At 34.4% G+C, this 16,274-nt stretch carries 14 protein-coding genes; 5 read left to right on the top strand and 9 right to left on the bottom strand.

The window, feature by feature from the left end:
• Positions 1-36 precede the first annotated feature (36 nt).
• On the top strand, positions 37-1,077 hold the full coding sequence (locus BUC23_RS05800) for a cysteate synthase (RefSeq protein ID WP_073206902.1): 1,041 nt from the start codon (positions 37-39) through the stop codon (positions 1,075-1,077).
• Positions 1,078-1,148: 71 nt separating this feature from the next.
• On the opposite strand, the gene BUC23_RS05795 is transcribed toward BUC23_RS05800, so the two are convergent.
• The 6 genes from BUC23_RS05795 to BUC23_RS05770 all read right to left on the bottom strand — a co-directional run bounded on the left by BUC23_RS05795 (position 1,149) and on the right by BUC23_RS05770 (position 10,341).
• Positions 1,149-3,221: a hypothetical protein gene (locus tag BUC23_RS05795; protein WP_073206900.1), complete on the bottom strand. Its 2,073-nt coding sequence runs from the start codon at positions 3,219-3,221 to the stop codon at positions 1,149-1,151.
• A gap of 378 nt (positions 3,222-3,599) precedes the next feature.
• Positions 3,600-4,454, bottom strand: coding sequence for a DMT family transporter (locus tag BUC23_RS05790; RefSeq protein ID WP_073206898.1), 855 nt, complete (start codon positions 4,452-4,454; stop codon positions 3,600-3,602).
• An 81-nt stretch (positions 4,455-4,535) separates the two neighbouring features.
• A complete protein-coding gene (locus BUC23_RS05785) occupies positions 4,536-5,249 on the bottom strand; it encodes a YebC/PmpR family DNA-binding transcriptional regulator (RefSeq protein WP_073206896.1) in 714 nt (237 codons plus the stop codon).
• Positions 5,250-5,354: 105 nt separating this feature from the next.
• On the bottom strand, positions 5,355-7,385 hold the full coding sequence (locus tag BUC23_RS05780) for a carboxy terminal-processing peptidase (RefSeq protein ID WP_073206893.1): 2,031 nt from the start codon (positions 7,383-7,385) through the stop codon (positions 5,355-5,357).
• Positions 7,386-7,392: 7 nt separating this feature from the next.
• Positions 7,393-8,475: a glycine cleavage system aminomethyltransferase GcvT gene (gene gcvT, locus BUC23_RS05775; RefSeq protein ID WP_073206891.1), complete on the bottom strand. Its 1,083-nt coding sequence runs from the start codon at positions 8,473-8,475 to the stop codon at positions 7,393-7,395.
• A gap of 330 nt (positions 8,476-8,805) precedes the next feature.
• On the bottom strand, positions 8,806-10,341 hold the full coding sequence (locus tag BUC23_RS05770; protein WP_073206888.1) for a S10 family peptidase: 1,536 nt from the start codon (positions 10,339-10,341) through the stop codon (positions 8,806-8,808).
• A gap of 194 nt (positions 10,342-10,535) precedes the next feature.
• On the opposite strand from BUC23_RS05770, the gene BUC23_RS05765 reads away from it, so the two are divergent.
• From BUC23_RS05765 to BUC23_RS05755, 3 genes are all read left to right on the top strand, one after another.
• Positions 10,536-11,387 carry an NAD(P)H-hydrate dehydratase gene (locus BUC23_RS05765; protein WP_073206885.1) on the top strand — a complete coding sequence of 284 codons (852 nt, stop codon included), beginning with the start codon at positions 10,536-10,538 and terminating at the stop codon, positions 11,385-11,387.
• Between the two features lie 123 nt (positions 11,388-11,510).
• Positions 11,511-12,305, top strand: a complete 795-nt coding sequence (locus BUC23_RS05760) for a HipA family kinase (protein WP_073206882.1) — start codon at positions 11,511-11,513, stop codon at positions 12,303-12,305.
• A complete protein-coding gene (locus tag BUC23_RS05755; RefSeq protein WP_073206879.1) occupies positions 12,283-12,666 on the top strand; it encodes a DUF3037 domain-containing protein in 384 nt (127 codons plus the stop codon). Before BUC23_RS05760 ends, BUC23_RS05755 begins: the two co-directional genes overlap by 23 nt.
• 188 nt (positions 12,667-12,854) lie before the next feature.
• On the opposite strand, the gene BUC23_RS05750 is transcribed toward BUC23_RS05755, so the two are convergent.
• Together BUC23_RS05750 and BUC23_RS05745 are read right to left on the bottom strand one after the other, a co-directional pair.
• A complete protein-coding gene (locus BUC23_RS05750) occupies positions 12,855-13,358 on the bottom strand; it encodes an SRPBCC family protein (protein WP_073206876.1) in 504 nt (167 codons plus the stop codon).
• A 51-nt stretch (positions 13,359-13,409) separates the two neighbouring features.
• Positions 13,410-13,967, bottom strand: a complete 558-nt coding sequence (locus BUC23_RS05745; protein WP_244153777.1) for a GNAT family N-acetyltransferase — start codon at positions 13,965-13,967, stop codon at positions 13,410-13,412.
• 336 nt (positions 13,968-14,303) lie between these two features.
• On the opposite strand from BUC23_RS05745, the gene BUC23_RS05740 reads away from it, so the two are divergent.
• A complete protein-coding gene (locus BUC23_RS05740; protein WP_244153776.1) occupies positions 14,304-14,813 on the top strand; it encodes a lipid-binding SYLF domain-containing protein in 510 nt (169 codons plus the stop codon).
• Between the two features lie 133 nt (positions 14,814-14,946).
• Here BUC23_RS05740 and thrC read toward each other — a convergent pair whose 3' ends face one another.
• The gene (gene thrC / locus BUC23_RS05735) at positions 14,947-16,236 is read right to left on the bottom strand and encodes a threonine synthase (protein WP_073206870.1); all 1,290 of its coding nucleotides are present in this window, start codon (positions 16,234-16,236) and stop codon (positions 14,947-14,949) included.
• Positions 16,237-16,274 lie beyond the last annotated feature (38 nt).

The following is a 16,274-nucleotide window of genomic DNA, read 5'->3' as shown; positions in this document are numbered from 1 at the left end:
GATTAAATAAAAAGAATCTTGAGTAACTATTTTTTTATGAAAGAAGAAATAAACGCTTATAATAATGTATTAGAATTAATAGGTAATACTCCACTTATTAAGCTAAATAGAGTCACCGAAGATTTAGAAGGTAATTTCTATGCTAAAGTAGAAGCTTTTAATCCGGGACATTCTTCTAAAGATAGAATTGCTTTATACATAATTGAAGAGGCTGAAAAGAGAGGTATTTTATCTCCTGGCGACACCATAATTGAAACTACATCTGGGAATACTGGTTTTAGTTTAGCAATGGTAAGCATTATAAAAGGTTATAGTTGTATTCTTGCTGTTAGTTCAAAATCATCCAAAGATAAAATAGATATGCTTCGTAGTTTAGGAGCTAAAGTTTATGTGTGTCCTGCTCATGTTTCTGCCGATGACGAGCGTTCGTATTACAATGTTGCCAAACGTTTACATGAAGAAACTAAAGGTTCTGTATATATCAATCAATATTTTAATCAATTGAATATTGACGCACATTATAAATCTACCGGACCAGAAATTTGGAAACAAACAAATGGTAAAATAACGCATCTTATCGCTTGTAGCGGAACTGGTGGTACTATTTCAGGAACTGCAAAATACTTGAAAGAACAAAATCCAAATATTAGAGTTTTAGGTGTAGATGCTTTTGGTTCAGTATTAAAAAAATACCATGAAACAGGAGAGTTTGACAATGATGAAATTTATCCTTACAGAATAGAAGGTTTGGGTAAAAACTTAATTCCTTCTGCAACAGATTTTGATATTATTGATAAGTTCATGAAAGTTACCGATGAAGAAAGTGCTCATGCTGCCAGAGAAATTGTAAAAAAAGAAGGTTTATTTGTAGGATATACTTCTGGTGCAGTAATGCAAGCCATTAAACAATACGCCGAAGACGGAGAATTTAACAAAGACAGTAATGTAATTGCTATTTTTCCAGATCATGGTTCTCGTTATATGAGTAAAGTATTTAGTGACGACTGGATGAATGAACAAGGTTTCTTTGACAGCATCAATGAAGAAGAAGCTCAAAAAATAGAATTTATAAAATAGAATTTACAATTATAAATTAAAAGTCCCATTTGCTGATGCAAATGGGACTTTTTTTTTGACTTCTCATAACACTATTTCAGTAATTCAGGATTACTAAGGATCAATTCTATCTTTTTAATGGTGATTGTGATCTGACTCATTTGTAATTCTATATTTCTAAAAAAGAGACTAATATCTCTATTAACCCAACTTTCAGAAATAACTCTTGAACCCAAACTAATTCTTAAAATAGCACTTTCAATTTCATTAGTATATTTTACATTAACTGCTTGACCAATATGACATTTTTGGGCAGCAAGTCGGATGATTTCTAAAGAGGAATCTTCAAACTGATCGGACAAATCGGAATTTAGTAAAGTATAAAGTTTTTTAACTTTTTCAACAGATAAGACTTCATTGTCTTTAAAAATAAAGAACGGAAAAATGGTGCGGATATTTCTTATTCCAAACTCTTTACTGCTGTAACACTTCGTTTTGTTTTCATCACCATAAATAGGCTGTAAAAAAGTGGCCTCTTTGATGGAGTCGTCAACAAAATTGCAAAACATCTCAATACCCATATTTCGATATAAAATAGGTGTTTTGTAATATCGGTCCATTTCAACTACGGCAGCATTCCAGCGCATATAGGAACCATAGTTATAACCATCAGATAATTCATTTGAACAGAACCAAGAAGTCGGCCAATCGGAATGGTTGTAATATTTAGTTAAACCTTTGGGCAATTTGGTTTTTACAGATTGAATTAATTTATTGACATTTTCAGGCAGTATTAATGCTCCGCAATATGGAGGACCTGTAAAGAATTTACTCCCTGTTATGGTAACGATATATCCTTTATTTAAATAATTTTGGATGTCTTTTGGATCTAATCTAAGCTGTGAACCATCTACAATTATCTGAATTGATAAATTTTCAAGTGTATTTAATTTTTTAATAAAATCGTCGCTAGGAGATTGATAGCCTAATTTTGATTGATCCATCGTATGCAGCACTACGTGCCTGCCTAGATCTTTGGTTCTGGAAACAGCATTAAATACTTCTTCATCTAATTGATTAGAAGATTTTAACGCGCCATTTTCATCTCTAAAAGGGATTTCAATTAAATCAACATCTCTAAAACCTTCAATTTTATCACCTTTTTTTATCGGATAATTTAAAGCTGTTGTGTTTTCAAAATGATATCCTTTTAAGGCCGCAGCAACACCACTGCCAGTTTCATCAGACGCGACCAGAATATGTGTAATTTCTTTATCTGAAATAATTTGTGTTATAGCTGCTATTTGAAGTGAAGAATCAGTCCCTGATGGTGAAAAAATTATTTCGCATTCCTCATTTAATTTGAATATTTTTCTAAGGTTGTTTTTTAGTAATTCAGAAAACTCGATAGTAGTATTTTTAAAACCATTTTTCAAACTGTTTCTAATTAATATACTTCTAACTTTATCTGTTTTATCAAAAGCAAAATTTGAAACGCTTGAGGCTGTAGACGAGGCAAAAGTAAATGCATCAGGTCTTGGGAATGGGCGGCATCCGTACTTATTTAGCAAATGAATTTCGTCGATGTTCAATCTAAGATCTCCTCCGGACATCAATAAGTATTCTGTAGGTTTTGCCAGATTTTCAACAATAGGTTTCCAAGATTCTTTAAGTTCGTGGTCTGAATTTTTTAAGCCATGAAAAGATTGCAGCTCTTCGTGGTTTAATGTATATTCAGTATTTAAATCGCTACCATTTTTAATTAAATTAATTAAAACATAATCAAGATTTTCTAATTTTTCTTTATCAGCTTTAGGTAGTAAATTATAAAATATTCGGATCACTTCAAGTGCCGCGATATCACATAATACAGTATCTTTTTTTTCGTTATCCAAAGCTTTATACCATAACTGCCATTCGATACCATATCTTAAATAAACTAACGCTAATATGGGCTTGTCTAAGAAGGAAGAACCAATTATAATCGATTTATTGGGTACAATTTTGAAAATATCAGGCTCACGGGTTGAGGTGATAATATTGATGTTATTTATCTTTGGTACGGTATTGAATCTTTTTAAAATACGAACTAAATAGTTTACATTTTCTTTTTCAAATAAACTTGTTCTTTTATATTGATTTTCAATTAAAATATTGTTTGTCATAGATGTTATAATTTAAAGCGTTCCGTAGAACGATATTCTTTATTAGGAATATTTAGTTAATTGACTATATTAATTCAATCAACGGTTATATTCTGTTGAAAAATCATCATAAAAGGCTGATTTTTCAATTTTGTATTCTTTATTTGAAGCAACAATGTTCTATTCATTTTATCACGATGCTTCAAAGATTTTTTTTTGTGTCACATTTAGCAAAAATTCTACAAATATAATGAACTTGCAACCATCAAAAATAATATTAGAGGATACTCATTTGCAAATGCTGCTCCATTTAATTTTAGTCTCTTATTTAAGTTGTATTTATAAAGCAGGTAATATACCAATTAAAAATAGTATCTAATAAGTATATTGATTTATTAATTAAAGGACTTGAGAAAAGGTAATAAGCAAAATAGCAACTAAGGCAAAAAGTAGACCTACATAATTTTTAGTGTTTAATTTTTCTTTAAACAAAAATATGCCTGTGAGACTTCCTAAAATGATCACGCCCATATTCATTGCAGCAAATACTGTAGATGGATTTTTGGCGAAAGCCTGATGTGCTTTAAGATAAAATAAAATATTTCCAAAATTAAAAACTCCTATAAGGGCTCCAAAAAGAACATTTTTACTTTTAAACTGGACTTTTTTAAACGCTATTTCGTAAAGAACTACTGCCAAAATTAAGAGGAGCGAAATGCCAAAAACAAGAAATAGCGAAGTTGTAAAAGACAAACTAGTAGTTAGGGCGATTTGTTTGAACAAAATGTCTATTGCTCCAAAACCCACTAACACGACTGCTGGATAAATCCATTTGTTGTTTGTGTTCTTAGACTCTTTAGATAGAATTAATAATAATGCAGGAAAACCTACCAAAAGTCCTATAATTTTGAGGTTATTAAATTCCTCTCTAAAAATAAACAGCGAAGCTATAATAGGAATAAAGAGGGAAAGGCGTTGCGCAGCATCTGTTTTTACTATTCCCATGTGTTTGATGGAAGCCGCTAAAAACAAAAATACAGTGGGTAATAAAATCCCTAGCGGAATATAAATACTCCAGGGTGCTGATGTGTCAATTGCGCTTAAATCAGGGCTATAAAAGAAATAACAAAGCAGCAGGGCAAACACATAATTCCACGCAACTATTTGGGATGTATTTAAAATGTATTTTCGGCCGACTTTGAAAATGACCCCTACAGTTACGCTACAGAGAATACTTAAAATGAGAAATAACATGGGCTTACTATTAAATGCGTACAATTTGAGACAAAAAACTCCAGCCGGAGCCAGAGTTTTATTTATAATTGGAAATGAAGTTTATGCCTCTTCCATCGTATGATATACGTTCATTACGTCATCATCTTCTTCTAATTTTTCGATTAGTTTCTCAACATCAGCTACTTCAGCTTCCGTTAATGCTTTAGTGATTTGAGGAATTCTTTCAAAACCAGAAGAAAGGATTTCAAGACCTCTGCTTTCCAATTCTTTTTGAATTGTTCCAAAACTATTAAATGGAGCATAAATTAGAATACCATCTTCGTCTTCAAAAACTTCCTCAGCACCAAAATCGATTAATTCTAATTCTAATTCTTCCGGATCAATTCCGTTAGCTGGAATTCTGAAATTACAAGTATGGTCAAACATAAATTCTACTGAACCCTGAGTCCCCATTGTTCCATTACATTTGTTAAAATAACTTCTAACATTCGCAACAGTTCTGTTATTGTTATCTGTTGCCGTTTCCACAAGAATTGCAATCCCATGAGGCGCGTATCCTTCAAACAAAACTTCTTTATAGTTGGCAGTATCCTTATCAGTTGCTTTTTTAATGGCACGTTCCACATTTTCTTTAGGCATATTTGCAGCCTTTGAATTCTGGATAACTGCTCTTAATCTTGAATTAGCTTCCGGATTTGGACCACCTTCTTTAACGGCCATCACGATATCCTTTCCAATTCTGGTAAATGCTTTAGCCATTGCTGACCAACGTTTCATTTTTCTACCTTTTCTAAACTCAAACGCTCTTCCCATTGCTAATTTTTTATTTTGAGCTGCAAAAATACAGCTATTAGTTATTTTACCAAAATCAATTTAAATTCTTTTCATCAATTAAAGATGATTTGGTCTATTATTTTTTTATTTAAATGTATTAAAATCTTCAATTATAGTAATTGCTTCTTTCAAATAATGATTTGTTTTCAAAGCATTTAATTGGAATTGATTGTACGTTTTTTCCATAGGGTGAATGGCAAGAAGATATTTATTTAAATTCGAGTTGTAAACATTCAAATCAATACTTTTTGCATTAAAAAAAGTAATATCATCCCATAAGTTGGTGACATTATTTTGTTCTTCAAAAACGGCATCAACATTTACAGGTATTGCTGTTCTTGTTTGATTAACTAGATTATCTATCCTTTTATTTAAGGTCTTAATAGTATTAAAATAGGAATCGTTTGCAATCCTTTCATTGCTATTTTTTACTATTTTTTCAGTCAGACTATTTTTAAAGTACGGCTTGAATTTAATGTAAGTAGTAATACTGTCATTTTTTAAAGCAGTTGGAAAGTTGCTTTCTTTTTGGAAGATGGTTTCATAAATTTCTGGGAGCATTACATTAGGAGATATACCCACACTTTGATGGCTTTTTCCTGTAATTCTATAAAATTTATTCACCGTTACTTTTACAAAATTCTCCTTATCATTTTCCTCTAATGGAAGAATCGTTTGCATAGTTGCTTTTCCCAAAGTTGTACTTCCTATCAATAAAGCTCTATTGTAATCCTGAAGAGTAGCAGCAAAAAATTCACTCGCTGAAGCTGAATTTCCATTTACAAGTATCACAATTGGATCTTTATAAAACATTCCTTTAAATGGATCTTCTATTGATGTTTGGATTTTATCTTTGTCAATAACAACGGAAATAGGACCACGGTCTACAAAGATTCCTGCCAGTTTTATAGCTTCTTCCATCGATCCGCCGCCATTATCTATCAAATCAATAACCAATCCTTTGATATTATCTTTTTGTAATTTGATTATTTCTCTTACTACATCCTGAGCACATCCTTTGCTGTTGTTATCTTCAAAATCAGCATAAAAACTTGGAATTTTTATATATCCTATTTTGATGTCTTTTTCAATGATAAAACTGTAAACCGTGTTTTCTTCATCCTTTATTACTTGTTTTTCTACAAGGACATCAAAGTTTTTTCCCGCCTTACGTTTCAAGGTCAGCACAATGTTTTTATTAGCCTCTGACAAAATCATATTCGAAATAGACTCTAACGATGCACAGGTAACTAATAAAGTTTCCTTTTGGTTCGAAATCGAAATGATTTGATCTCCTTTTTTAATCTTTCCAGTTAAAAATGCGGGTCCGTTAGGATCTAATTCATCTACAATAATTTCACTTTTTTCATTTAAACTTACATTTAGTCCCAGTGATAAATGCTCTTTTGATAAAGAAGCTACAAAACTGGACTTAGAATCATCACTGAAATAAGAAGTATGCGGATCGAAATAACTGCAAAAGTCATTATAAAGGTTTTCTTCGAAATCGGTGTCATTTTGCAAAATGGTGTTTATTCTGCAAAGTTCATTTTGAATGACGATGTTTTTGGCTAAAGCTTCTATCGAACTAAAATTGGCTTTAATGGAATCCAGATTTTTGCTGGTTTGCGAAATATCATCCAGAATTTGATATCTGATTTTTTTTCGCCAAACTTTTTCCACTTGGTTATCCAACAAATAAATGGGGAAAGCTTTTTTATAAAACCGAATCGTATCTTTCAATTCATAATCGATTGGTTCCCTATTAATTTTTTCTAAAATAGCTTTATTTCTCAAAAGGTCCTTTTTGTAAACAGTCGATATTTCAGTCAGAAAAGAACAATCGTTGCTTTTGATGAAATCATCAATATTTAATCGGTATTTTTTAGAAAGAATATCGTATTCTGATTTCAGAAAAATGTTTCTGGAAGGATCCATTTTATCAATAAAACTGTCAAAAACAAAAACCGATAAACTGTCGTCTACCGGTTTTGGATTAACATGCTCGCGTTGTATCAACGCATTTATTTTGGAAAGTTTTTCACAAGTGGTAGCGCTATTTTGACCAAATAGTGAGAATGTAGTCAAGAATATTACCAGTGAAAATCTTTTCATTTAAAATTTATTTCTTGTAAAAAGGCAATTTTACCACTTTGGCAGGAACATCATTTTTACGGATTCTAATGAAAATATCGCTGTCAACCGGACTGTTTTCAACAGTTACATAACCTAAACCAATTCCTTTATTCATAGACGGTGACATCGTTCCTGAAGTCACAATTCCAATTACATCTCCGGCAGCATTCACAATTTCATAATCATGTCTTGGCACCGCACGTTCTTGCATTTCAAAAGCAACCAATTTTTTAGTAACTCCGGCTTCTTTTTGTTTTTTCAGGTTTTCTGAATTGGTGAATTCTTTATTGAATTTTGTAATCCAACCCAAACCAGCTTCAAGAGGAGAGGTTGTGTCATTAATGTCATTTCCGTACAAACAGAAACCCATCTCTAAACGCAACGTATCACGAGCCGCCAATCCAATTGGTTTAATACCAAAAGCCGCACCCGCTTCAAAAACTTTATTCCAAATTTGTTCTACTTCCGAGTTTTTACAATAAATCTCAAAACCTCCAGAACCGGTGTAACCTGTAGCTGAAATAATTACGTTTTCAATTCCGGCAAAATCACCCACTTCAAAATGATAATAAGGAATAGCTGCTAAATCTAATGAAGACAAAGATTGCATCGCTTCAACCGCTTTTGGTCCTTGAATCGCCAATAAAGAATAATCATCCGAAAGGTTTCTCATTTCCACACCCAAATCATTATGAGCTGAAATCCAATCCCAATCTTTATCAATATTCGACGCATTTACAACTAATAAATACTGCTCTTCTTTCATTTTATAGACAATCAAATCATCTACAATTCCGCCGTCATTATTTGGCAAACAAGAATATTGCGCTCTTCCAATTGTCAAAGTCGAAGCATCATTCGAAGTCACTTTCTGAATCAAAGCCAATGCATTTGGACCCGTAAGCAAGAATTCTCCCATGTGCGACACGTCAAAAACACCCACAGCATTTCTAACCGTTTCATGTTCCGCGTTCACCCCTTCATATAAAATAGGCATATTGTATCCGGCAAACGGAAGCATTTTTGCTCCCAAACTTTCATGTATGTGCGTAAGCGCAGTGTTTTTCATTGTGTTTTTGTATAAAATTTGATGGCGCTAATTTATTGCTTTTATTTCGAGTGACAAAGTCGATGACAAGCAAAGTTTAAAGTTTCAAACGTTTTCGAAATAATACAGAATCCTAAACTGATAATTTTTTTTAGGAGCTATTTCCAGCTTTCCATTTCAAGTTCTCGTCTCGCCTAAAAAGGCTTGACTGTGGGCTTTCCATTCTAATCTGGGCTAGGGCATTTGTTTCTCAATTCTTTTCTTTATTTAAAAAGTACGATGCGTCATTAAACAAAAAAAGACAAATCAAAAATAGGTTTGATCTGTCTTTTTTAGCCAAAAGTCACAGTCTTAATACTTTGCTGATTCTCCTGCTTTTGGTAATGAATTTTTTATAAATGTTCTAATATCTTCATTAGCTGTTTCTAAATCTTTTTTTCTTAAGTACATCATGTGTCCGCTTCGATAGCCTTTCCAACTCATTCTGTCTTTTAGCTTTCCGCTGGGATCCATTTGCCATAAATTATATTTCGAATTAAAATAATCACAAGCGCCATCATAATAACCAGACTGAACCATAACATTCAAATAAGGATTTTGTGCCATTGCCTGGCGCAGATTTTCACCTGTTTCATCATTTGATTTATCCCACGGACTTACGGAACCAAACATATTGTATTTGAAATCGGTTTTGTAATTCAAATCATTGCGAATGTACATGTTGATTGCCGGTGTGAAGGAATGCAACCAAGAAGTTAGTTCAGCATTAAAATCAGGACCTTCTCCTGCATCCTTACGATCAATTCCTTTGTAACGGGAGTCCAGTCTTCCTACCGTAAAACCTTTATCGCGCAATAATTCTTTCCAGAAATAATTATAAGGAACGTCTAGATTATTTTGCATCACCACCTTTTGCGAAATACCAGAATAGCGTGCGATTTTTGCAGCTATTTCTTTTCTCTTCTGCTCGTCAAGTGAACCGCCTTTGCTTAACGAAGGAAGAAGTTCGTTGATGGTAAAATCTTCTACTTCAGGCAACATATCTGTCAAATCTTTATTCTGTAAATCGGGAGGTAACATTTTATGATACCATGCTGTAGCTGCAAAATACGGGAGTTTAAGCGCTCCATCTGCAGCCACGCCACGAGTTATTCCTAATGTCGTTGGGGACACTAATATAACACCGTTAAGATACATCCATTGATTGTTTTGCAATTGTAGCGCCAATCCGGAAACACGAGTTGTGCCGTAGCTTTCGCCAATAAGATATTTAGGCGAAGCCCAGCGATTCGTGCGCGTTACAAATCCGCCAATCCAATCGGCCAAGTATTTAATATCCGCATTTACACCAAAAAATTTAGTCGCTGGAATCTCTTTGCTAGTTGCTCTGGAATAGGCAGTGTTAACAGGATTTACAAAAACGATATCAGCAACATCTAAAATAGAATAAGGATTTTCTTTGATTCCGTAAGGCTGTAAAGGATATCCTTCATCATCAATATTTAGTAAACTAGGACCAGTGTAAGCAATTTGCATCCAAACGGAAGCAGAACCGGGACCGCCATTAAAAGAAATTACCAACGGGCGAGAAGCGCGATCTTTAACATCGGAGCGTTCATAATACGTATAAAATAATCCTGCAATTGCTTTTCCATCTTCATCCCAAACCGGCATGGTACCAGTGGTCGCTTTGTATGGAACTCTTTGTCCTTTTATGGTCGTCGTATGGTCGGTAACAACATTTTGATCAGGATTGAAAACAAGATTGGAAGCAGAATTATTCTCTTTTGCTACTGCTTTTGTTTCTTTAGGTGGAGTACCGGATTCTTGGGCATAGGAAGTATTTACAAGTCCGGCTAACAGTAATAAAAATAATGTTTTTTTCATTGGTTTATTTTTAGTAGTAATTCTAAGACACTAAAGTATTCTTTTTTAAAAGAATAACAAAAGTGTTTCAATAGATTTATCCAATCCTGAAGCCGAAATAGCTTTAACCTTCCGTTTTATGCAATGCCAAATTGTATAATTAGAATCATTAAATTCCGTTTATAATTCGTAATTTTAGACAAACAAATCCTACGATGAATCCCATTTATATTGACAAAAAAGAAATTCTAAAACGCTATAAACCCATTGATAAGCACACCCACAAAGGAATTCAAGGTCATGCTTTATTAATTGGCGGAAGCTATGGTAAAATTGGTGCGGTTTGCCTTTCGTCCAAAGCTGCTCTTAAAACTGGTTGCGGTTTAGTCACTGCTTTTATTCCAAAATGCGGTTATGAAATTGTACAAATCTCTATTCCCGAAGTGATGGTATTGAGTGATGTTCAAGAAAAATTTATCTCAAATATCACTTTCGATATTGTACCGCAAGCCATCGGAATTGGGCCAGGAATAGGGCAGGAACAAGCCACCCAAAAAGCCTTTCATGAATTCCTTAAAAGCAATAAAACACCTTTGGTAATTGATGCTGATGTTTTAAATATTTTATCCAAAAACAAAGAATGGCTTTCTTTATTATCACCCAAAACCATAATTACGCCACATCCCAAAGAATTGGAGCGACTAATAGGGAAGTGGAATTCAGAACTTGAAAAATTCGAAAAAGCGATGGCTTTTTCAAAACAATACCAACTTATAATAGTCATGAAAGGAGCGCCAACACATATTATTGATGGTGATACAATCTACGAAAATACCACAGGAAATGCTGCTTTGGCCACAGCAGGAAGCGGAGATGTTTTGACCGGAATGATTACCAGTTTATTGGCTCAATCCTATGAACCAATAAATGCTGCAATTCTTGGCGTTTATCTCCACGGTCTAACTGCAGATATAGCGTTGCCGGAAACCGGTTACCAATCCTTTATTGCTTCTGATGTTATTGCGAATATTGGGAAAGCCTATTTGAGTTTAGAAAATAAGGATTAGTTTTTGTTTTGCATTTGTCATTCCTGACAAATTGTACACAATCATTCTACAAAATTGTAATTAAATTCATCCTACTTATTTGTAAGTTTGTATTCAAGCAAAATAGCTTTATCCAATTTGATTATGGAAAAAATACCCAATCTTAGAACCGTAAATGTTACTCGATACATCACTCCGTTGCGGGAAGGCGGTTCCTTACCTGCACTCGCTGAAGCCGATGACGATTTTAAATATGTATTGAAATTCAAAGGTGCCGGACACGGTGTAAAAGCCTTAATCGCCGAATTAATTGGCGGTGAAATCGCCCGTGTTTTAAACCTAAAAATGCCTGAATTGGTTTATGCCAATCTCGACGAAGCTTTCGGCCGCTCAGAAGCCGATGAAGAAATTCAGGACTTGCTTCAAGGAAGTCAGGGACTTAATTTGGCTTTGCATTTTTTATCGGGAGCAATCACTTTTGATCCGGTAGTTACTGTGGTTGATCCAAAATTAGCCTCACAAATTGTTTGGCTGGATGCTTTTATCACTAATGTAGATCGAACTTTTAGAAATACCAACATGCTGATTTGGCATAAGGAATTGTGGCTGATTGATCATGGCGCAAGTTTTTATTTTCATCATTCTTGGACCAATTGGGAAAAACATGCGCAAAGTCCTTTTGCACTTATAAAAGACCACGTATTATTGCCTCAGGCTTCTTTGCTAAAAGAAACCGATGCAATATTCAAAGAAATATTAACTGACGAAGTTTTGCAATCCATTGTGAATCTAATTCCGCTGGAATGGTTAGAATGGGAAGATTCTAATGAAACTCCCGAAGCTATTCGGGACGTCTATTTCCAGTTTTTATCCATACGCTTAAAACATTCTGAAATTTTTATAAATGAAGCCCAAAATGCAAGAGAAACACTTATATGAGTATGCCGTAATCCGAGTTGTACCAAGGGTAGAACGCGAAGAATTCCTCAATGTGGGTATTATTCTTTTTTGTAAAAAAGCCAAATTTATAAAAGTTCTCTGTTCGATTAATGAAGCCAAACTGTTGCCTTTTTTAGGAGAATTAGATTTGGAACAATTGCATCTAAATCTCGAAGCATTTGGGAAAGTGGGACACGGGGAAAAATCGGGTGGACCGATAGCACAATTCGACATTCCGTCACGTTTCCGTTGGTTGACCGCTATTCGAAGTTCGGCCATTCAAACCTCAAGACCGCATCCGGGATTTTGTGATGATTTGGAACAAACAACGCAACGATTGTTTGAGGAAATGGTTTTGTAGGGAGAATATAAACTCAAAAATAGTCGATTATAATTTGGGCGTTACCCCAAAGCAGAAAATCCCGTTTTATATTCACGAATCTTCAGCTTTGGGGTCGGGCTTTTGGCTCTATCCACGCTAAAAAGCGTGGGATGCCGCCGCAATCCCTTACGCGAGCAGCCGAAGATTAAGAGAAATTTTGCTTATCGCTAGATTTTATTCTCTTGAAACAACTTTTCCAATTGTTCAAGGCAAGCAATAATACCTTGCTCAAAGCCCATTTCTATAATGGTCTTTATTTCTTCTTCACTTGAATAAATCATCTTGAATTCAACCAAAGTACCATTGTTTGTTTGAGTAAAAACAATTGATCCAGTTGAAACGGGTAGGGAAGTGTTTACATTTACTTCTTCATTACAAAAACTATCTTTGATTTCAAAGCTTTCGTGAGGTCTTATTGCAGTATAGTCCATTCGTCCCCAGTGTTTTTCATTTTCAGGACTTACCATAGCGTACAACCAATATCCACCAACTGAAAAGTCCATTGTTTTAGTTTCGGCTTTCCAAGGTTGTGGCGCCCACCATTGTTCCAGTAATTCACTTTCGGTGTAAGAACGCCACACTTTTTCAAGCGGAGCATTAAATTCTCTGGAAACCAGAACTGATTTTTCCTTTAAATCTTTTATTACTAGTGTTTTGTTGCTATTTTTCATTTTGAATTAAGATTTGTTTATAACCAGTTGACCATTTTTGGGATAATGAAATTACGTTATTTTTTTCTCTAACACAATAAATTCCAAAGGCTGTTCTGAGATTGGAACATGAACATCACTTGCCGGAAATGGTACTCTTCCTCCGGTATCTGTATAACCATGACGTTTGTACCATGCTATCAATTCCTCCCGAACGGAAATTACCGTCATTACAATTTTAGGTAAACCCAATGCGACAGCGTGAATTTCAGCCTCTTGCAATAATTTTTTTCCGATACCGCTGTTTTGTAAATCTGGCAAAACCGTTAGCATTCCTAAATACAACTGCTGCTCTTTCTTAATTAGTAAAACGCAGCCTATAATATTTTCTTTGTCCGTAAATTTTAGAATTGCACTATTAGTATTACCGATGGTTTCAGCAAGTTCTTGTTCAGTAGTTCGCAGTCCTTGTAACAAGTTGGCTTCCGTAGTCCATCCTTTCTTGGAAGATTCCCCACGATACGCTGAATTGATTAATATATTTAATGCAGAAACGTCTTCTGAAGTTGCTTTTGTAATCATGTGAACTAGTCTTGTGTTTTTTTGTTTTTCAAAGGTAGAAAAAAGCATAACAGAATTATATTTTTGGACTATATAACGAAGAAAATTATGGAGCTCTCGATGATTTCGTATCAAAATTGTAAAATCGTTGCATACAAAAGATTCAATCCCGAAAAGTAATTATACAAGTAAAAGCAATAATTGTGTAACAGCGTAATCAAGTAATCGCGCTATTTTCGTATTGTAAGCTAATGAGAAAATCAATTTACATTTTAAATATTTAAAGTATTGATATTCAATTAGTTTAAATGTTAATTAAGGAATTTTTCTTAACTTTGAATAAATAATTTAATAGTAATTTAATATATATAGTACATGAAAAATTTAAAAATTATTTGGATATTAGTGATTGCCTTTGCAATAAACGTAACACCTACATTTGGGCAATCGACTGCTAGAAAGAATAAAGTTATTGCTGACAGTCATACCGCAAAAGCAGAGTTCATTAAAAGTGATCCTTTAATGAAAGGACTTTTTGAAAAAGCGGCAGGTTATGTTATTTTTCCTAATGTTGGTAAAGCAGGATTTGGCATTGGGGGAGCAGCTGGAAACGGTGTTGTATATGAACATAATACGATGGTTGGTATGGCTAAATTGTCGCAACTGAGCATAGGATTTCAAGCAGGCGGGCAAGTGTATCGAGAGGTAATATTTTTTGAGACGAAAGCGGAATTAGCACGTTTTAAAGAAAGTCGCTTCGAGTTTTCCGCACAAGCCTCAGCAGTAGCCGTAACCGAAGGTGCCTCAGCAAATGTAAAGTATACGAACGGCGTTATGGTGTTCACGATGCAGAAAGGCGGACTTATGTACGAAGCATCGATTGGCGGACAGAAGTTTAAGTTTAACAGATTGTAGAATTCTTTTCGCTGCATAAATTCGAGCGATTTAGTTTTAAACTGCTCAAATTTGATATATTAGAATTATTTAAAACAAAACGGCTGAGAAATTTTTCAGCCGTTTTTGTCTTTTTAATAGGGAGCTATAGAAACTAGGCTAAAAACGCTTTCAATTCTTCATACGTTTTAATTTTTGTGCTTACTTTCTCTTTTCCTAATACACTTTCAATTTGTGTTGGAATCGGCAGTTTTGCGTTTAATGTTGGTTCAACCGTATCCAAAAACTTAATCGGGTGAGCGGTTTCTAAGAATATGCCAATAGCATTTGGGTGGTTTTTCAATTCTTTTTTCAATCCTAGATAACCAATAGCTCCATGAGGTTCTGCAATATAACCATCACTATTGTAAATGGTTTTCATGGCTTCTAAAGTCTCTGCATCAGAGAACGTAAACGAAGAAAAATCTTTTTTAAATTGCTCTAAATCATTGTCGTACATTTCCTGAATTCGAATGAAATTGCTTGGATTTCCCACATCCATCGCATTCGAAATCGTAGCGATAGAAGGTTGCGGATCGTAAATTCCATTTTCTAAAAACCTCGGAACAGTATCATTTACATTCGTAGCAGCTACAAAATGCTCAATAGGCAATCCCATTTTTTTCGCAATAATCCCCGCACAAATATTTCCGAAATTTCCACTCGGACAAGAGAAAACTAACGGTTTATTCTGTTTTTTTAAGGCTTTATACGCAAAGAAGAAATAAAACATTTGCGGCAACCAGCGTGCAATATTTATCGAATTGGCCGAAGTCAGGTTTTTATGTTTTAGACTTTCGTCCAAAAACGCTTTTTTGACCATATCCTGGCAATCATCAAAAACGCCATCCACTTCAAGCGCTTTAATATTCTGACCCAAAGTCGTCAATTGTCGTTCCTGAATATCGCTCACTTTTCCGGAAGGATACAGGATAATAACTTCCACACCTTTTACGCCAAGAAAACCGCTCGCCACAGCACCTCCAGTATCTCCGGAAGTCGCTACCAGAACGGTGTTTTTACTATCGGCGTTATCTTTATTAAAATACCCCAAACAACGCGACATAAATCGTGCGCCTACATCCTTGAAAGCCATCGTTGGGCCATGAAACAATTCAAGGGAATAAATGTCTTTTTCGACTTCAACCACAGGGAAATCAAAACACAGGGTTTCGGCAATGATTTGCTTTAAAGTGTCTTCTGGAATTTCGTCACCCACAAATTGTTGGATCGCTTGAAAAGCAATTTCCTCGTTGCTTAATTTTTCGATAGTATCAAAAAAAGCAGGTGATAACGGGGTAATGTTTTCTGGGAAATACAATCCTTTATCGGTTGCTAATCCTTGTATTACGGCTTCTTGAAAAGAAACTTTTGGTGCGTTATGGTTTAAACTGTAATATTTCATTTTTTTGTCATTGTGAGGCGCGAAGCAATCTCCTTATT

It is taken from the genome of Flavobacterium xinjiangense, assembly GCF_900142885.1.
In the GTDB taxonomy this organism is placed as follows: Bacteria; Bacteroidota; Bacteroidia; order Flavobacteriales; family Flavobacteriaceae; genus Flavobacterium; species Flavobacterium xinjiangense.
This window is presented reverse-complemented; position numbering and strand designations above follow the sequence as displayed.

Bases quoted from the DNA above. Each gene is read 5' to 3' on its own strand.
- BUC23_RS05800 (WP_073206902.1), top strand. From the start codon at position 37: ATGAAAGAAGAAATAAACGCTTATAATAATGTATTAGAATTAATAGGT.
- BUC23_RS05795 (WP_073206900.1), bottom strand. From the start codon at position 3,221: ATGACAAACAATATTTTAATTGAAAATCAATATAAAAGAACAAGTTTA.
- BUC23_RS05790 (WP_073206898.1), bottom strand. From the start codon at position 4,454: ATGTTATTTCTCATTTTAAGTATTCTCTGTAGCGTAACTGTAGGGGTC.
- BUC23_RS05785 (WP_073206896.1), bottom strand. From the start codon at position 5,249: ATGGGAAGAGCGTTTGAGTTTAGAAAAGGTAGAAAAATGAAACGTTGG.
- BUC23_RS05780 (WP_073206893.1), bottom strand. From the start codon at position 7,385: ATGAAAAGATTTTCACTGGTAATATTCTTGACTACATTCTCACTATTT.
- gcvT (WP_073206891.1), bottom strand. From the start codon at position 8,475: ATGAAAAACACTGCGCTTACGCACATACATGAAAGTTTGGGAGCAAAA.
- BUC23_RS05770 (WP_073206888.1), bottom strand. From the start codon at position 10,341: ATGAAAAAAACATTATTTTTATTACTGTTAGCCGGACTTGTAAATACT.
- BUC23_RS05765 (WP_073206885.1), top strand. From the start codon at position 10,536: ATGAATCCCATTTATATTGACAAAAAAGAAATTCTAAAACGCTATAAA.
- BUC23_RS05760 (WP_073206882.1), top strand. From the start codon at position 11,511: ATGGAAAAAATACCCAATCTTAGAACCGTAAATGTTACTCGATACATC.
- BUC23_RS05755 (WP_073206879.1), top strand. From the start codon at position 12,283: ATGCAAGAGAAACACTTATATGAGTATGCCGTAATCCGAGTTGTACCA.
- BUC23_RS05750 (WP_073206876.1), bottom strand. From the start codon at position 13,358: ATGAAAAATAGCAACAAAACACTAGTAATAAAAGATTTAAAGGAAAAA.
- BUC23_RS05745 (WP_244153777.1), bottom strand. From the start codon at position 13,967: ATGCTTTTTTCTACCTTTGAAAAACAAAAAAACACAAGACTAGTTCAC.
- thrC (WP_073206870.1), bottom strand. From the start codon at position 16,236: ATGAAATATTACAGTTTAAACCATAACGCACCAAAAGTTTCTTTTCAA.